At 64.0% G+C, this 4,266-nt stretch carries 3 protein-coding genes; all 3 read right to left on the reverse strand.

What is annotated here, in order from left to right; all coding sequences use genetic code 11:
* Positions 1 to 107: 107 nt before the first annotated feature.
* From QMX84_RS25830 to QMX84_RS25840, 3 genes are read right to left on the reverse strand one after another with little or no spacing between them, the layout of a single operon-like run.
* Positions 108 to 1,892 carry an IlvD/Edd family dehydratase gene (locus QMX84_RS25830; RefSeq protein WP_282365106.1) on the reverse strand — a complete coding sequence of 595 codons (1,785 nt, stop codon included), beginning with the start codon at positions 1,890 to 1,892 and terminating at the stop codon, positions 108 to 110.
* A gap of 22 nt (positions 1,893 to 1,914) precedes the next feature.
* Complete coding sequence (locus tag QMX84_RS25835) at positions 1,915 to 2,799, reverse strand: NAD(P)-dependent oxidoreductase (RefSeq protein WP_048389517.1); 885 nt, start codon at positions 2,797 to 2,799, stop codon at positions 1,915 to 1,917.
* Positions 2,796 to 4,172: an MFS transporter gene (locus tag QMX84_RS25840; RefSeq protein ID WP_048389518.1), complete on the reverse strand. Its 1,377-nt coding sequence runs from the start codon at positions 4,170 to 4,172 to the stop codon at positions 2,796 to 2,798. Before QMX84_RS25840 ends, QMX84_RS25835 begins: the two co-directional genes overlap by 4 nt.
* Positions 4,173 to 4,266: the final 94 nt, after the last annotated feature.

Here is a 4,266-nt window from a genome sequence, read left to right on the forward strand (position 1 = left end):
CTGCCGAGGTACGAGGCTGCGATGCGGGCCGCAGGACCGCTCTCTGGGGTCGCTTCGCAACCCATCGCAGCCTCGTACCTCGGCAGCGGCTACAAGGGGGCGTGTGGTTAGTGAGAGTGGCGCGGCGGGCCGTTTTCCGGGATGACGCGCCAGTACAGGGTGGCCGGTTCCAGGCAGCCGCCGGTGGACAACTGGCCGACCAGTTGGCGGTACAGTTCCTGCCACGGGGTTTGCGACGGGGCCAGCGGTGGCAGCGGTTCTTTGCGGCGTTCGTCGAGTTCGGCTTCGTCCACCAGCAGGTTGACGCTGCGCGCATTGAGGTCGACGCGCAGGCGGTCACCGGTGCGCAGCAACGACAAGCCGCCGCCCACCGCCGATTCCGGGGACATGTTGAGGATCGACGGGCTGGCCGAGGTGCCGCTCTGGCGACCGTCGCCCATGCATGGCAACGAATCGATACCGGCCTTGATCATGGCGGACGGCGGGGTCATGTTGACCACCTCGCCACTGCCGGGGAAGCCCACAGTGCCGCAGCCGCGAATCACCAGAATGCAGCGCTCGTCGATGTCCAGCGACGGGTCGTTGATGCGCGCCTGATAGTCTTCCGGGCCTTCAAAGACGATGGCCCGCGCTTCAAAACTGTTGGGCTGCTCGGGGTCGCTGAGGTAGGTGCTGCGAAACGCCTCACCGACCACCGACATCTTCATGATCGCGCTGTCGAAGAAGTTGCCGCTGAGCACGATAAAGCCTGCGCGGTGCATCAACGGGTCTTCGTAGGAGCGGATCACGTCGCGGTCGCCGGTCACACAATCGGCCACCACTTCGCCCATTTTGCGGCCGCTCACGGTCAGGCAATCGCGGTGCAGACGGCCGACTTTGTCCAGTTCGTGCATCACCGCCGGAACGCCGCCCGCACGGTGGAAGCTTTCGCCCAGGTATTCACCGGCCGGCATGCAGTTGACCAGCAACGGCACGTCTTCACCGACGCGTTGCCAGTCGTCCAGCGACAGGTCGATGCCGCTGTGGCGGGCGATGGCGATCAGGTGCGGCGGGCAGTTGGTGGAGGCGCCGAGGGCCGAGGCCACGGCGATGGCGTTTTCGAAGGCAGCGTGGGTCATGATCTGCGACGGGCGCACGTCTTCGCGCACCAGATCGACAATGCGCATGCCGGTGGCATAGGCCATTTGCCCGCGCTCGCGGTACGGCGCCGGAATGCTCGCGCAACCCGGCAACGACATGCCCAACGCTTCGGCCAGCGCGTTCATCGACAGCGCGGTGCCCATGGTGTTGCAGTGGCCCACTGAGGGCGACGAGGCGGTGGTCAGGGTCATGAACCCTTCGTAGTCGATCTCGCCCGCACTGAGCAAATTGCGCGCATGCCACAGCACCGTGCCGGAGCCGATGCGCTGGCCTTTGTGCCAACCGTCGAGCATCGGCCCGCCGGACAGCACGATGGACGGCAAGTCGGTGGTGGCGGCGGCCATCAGGCACGCCGGGGTGGTTTTGTCGCAGCCGGTGGTCAGCACCACGCCATCCAGCGGGTAGCCGTGCAGCACTTCAACCAGGCCCAGATAGGCCAGATTGCGGTCCAGTGCGGCGGTCGGGCGGCGTGACTGCTCGGCAATCGGGTGCACCGGGAATTCCATCGGGATCCCGCCCGCATCGCGGATGCCATCCTTGACCCGCTTGGCCAGTTCAATGTGATGACGGTTGCACGGGGTCAGGTCGCTACCGGTCTGGGCGATGCCGATAATCGGTCGCCCCGATTGCAGTTCAGCGCGGGTCAGGCCCTGGTTCATGTAGCGCTCAACGTACAGCGCGGTGAGGTCAGCATGGCTGGGATCATCGAACCATAACTGGCTGCGCAGGCGGCGTGGGGTGGATTCGGTCATGGCAGGCTCCAGCAAATTATTTTTATTCAGGCAAAGTGTTGTTGCGGCGTAACTGGCGGATCAATCCGGCGTGATCAAGCTCGCCGTCACCGGCCTCGACCATGGCGGCAAACAGCCCGTCGACGAGGCTGGCCACCGGCAGCGACAAGCCGAGCTTGTGCGCTTGGGCGAGGGCGGTGCGGGTGTCTTTGAGTTGCCATTTGGCCGGGCCACCGGGGGTGAAGTCGTTGGTCAGCATGCGCTGACCGTGTTGACGCCAGATCGGTGAATCGACAAAACCGCCCATCAAGGCTTCATGCACCTTGGACGGGTCGGCGCCGCCGCGCTCGGCCAGCAGCAGGCCTTCGGCGACGGTGGCGATGGTGCTGGCCACGATCAGTTGATTGACCAGTTTTGACAGCTCACCGGTGCCGGCCGGGCCGACATGCACCGGGCGGCCCATGGCCGCCAGCACGGCGCGGCCTTGTTCGAAGGCGGCGGTTTCGCCGCCGACCATAATTGCCAGGCTCGCTTCACGGGCCCCGCGCTCGCCCCCCGACACCGGGGCGTCGAGGTAGCGCAAGCCAAGTTCGGCGCTCAGCCGGGCGTGTTCGACGGCGGTGTCGACCGGGATCGAACTCATCACCACCACCAGCGCGCCCGGCGCCAGGGCTTTGGCGGCGCCGTTTTCACCAAACAGCACCTCGTCACAGGTCGGGCCATCGCTGAGCATGCAGATCAGCACCTGAGCGCCTTCGGCCGCCTCGGCCGGGGTGGCAAACACCTCGGCGCCCTGAGCGGACAATTCCTCGGCCTTGGCCGCCGAGCGGTTCCAGGCCCGTACCGGGTAGCCGGCGTGCAACAGGTTGCGGGCCATGGGCTTGCCCATGATCCCGGTGCCAATAAACGCTACGGTTTGCAGGCTCATGCCTTGCCTCCTACGGTTGCAGAGGTTGCGCCGGCTGCGTTGCCCAGCGACACCTTGTTACGTGGCATCAACACCATGCCCAGACCACCGGCGCCGACCAGTGCGGCAATCACCAGGAAGCCCGGGGTGTAGCTGCCGGTCACGTTGAACAGGTAACCGGTCAGGTAAGGGCCGATAAAGCCGCTGAGGTTACCGATGGAGTTGATCAGGCCAATCCCGGCGGCAGCGCCCAGGCCAGTGAGCACTTGCCCTGGCACGGCCCAGAACACGTTGATCGCGCTGTAAACGCCCATGGCCAGCAGGATAAAGCCGATCACGATGATCCACGGCTGGTTCAGCCACAGCGCCACGGCGATGGACACAGCAGCGAGCATGGCGGCACCACCGGCGTGCCAGTGACGTTCTTGCAGGCGGTCCGAACGACGGCTCCACCAGATCATGGCAACAGCGGCCAAGGCGTAAGGGATGGCAGTGATCAGGCCGTTTTGCATCAGGCCGATTTCCAGCCCGAACGAGCCACGGAACGAGGCCAGTACGGTGGGCATAAAGAAGTTCATGGCGTTGGAGCCCGAGGTGATGCCGAAGTACACCAGCGCCAGCAGCCATACCTGACGGCTGGACAACGCCTTGCGGATCATCTCCCATTTGCTCGGTTGGATACCCACCACCAGCGGTTTGTTGCGCTCTTCATGCTCCAGGGTGTTGATCAGCCAGTTGCGCTGCGCATCGGTCAGCCAGTGGGCCTGACGCGGATGGTCGGTGAGGTAGAAGTAGCAGACCACGCCGAGAATCACCGCCGGTACGGCTTCGACGATGTACATCAGGCGCCAGCCGACGAAGCCCAGTGCGTCGCCCATTTCCATGAGGCCCACCGACAGCGGTGCGCCGATCACTTGTGCGATGGGTACGCCGAGGTAAAAGGTGGCGATCATGCGTGCCCGGTAGCGGCTCGGAAACCACAGCGACAGCAGGTAAATCACCCCCGGGAAGAACCCGGCTTCAGCGATGCCCAGCAGAAAACGCAGCGAAACAAAGTGCACCGGCGTCTGCAAAAAGCCCATGGCCCCGGCGATGATGCCCCAGGTCACCATGATCCGGGCGATCCACACGCGGGCGCCGTAGCGGTGCAGCAAGACGTTGCTCGGCACTTCGAAGATGAAGTAACCGAGGAAGAAAATACCGGCACCCAGGCCATACAGGGTCTGGCTGATACCGATGTCGTCGTTCATCCGCAGGGCGGCGAAACCGACGTTGTTGCGGTCCAGAAAGGCGACCACAAACAGGAGGATCAGAAAGGGGATCATGCGCTTGGTGACGCGCTTGATCGTTTGTTGCTCGATGTCAGTGACATCCGGAAGCGGGGTGGTGGTCATATCGCACGGCCTCATTTTTTATTGTTGTTTTTTTCTGTAGGAGCGAGCTTGCCTCGCGATCTTTTAAACGATCAAAAGATCGCGAGGCAAGCTC

The sequence above is a fragment of the Pseudomonas sp. PS01297 genome (assembly GCF_029959305.1).
Classification (GTDB): domain Bacteria; phylum Pseudomonadota; class Gammaproteobacteria; order Pseudomonadales; family Pseudomonadaceae; genus Aquipseudomonas; species Aquipseudomonas helleri.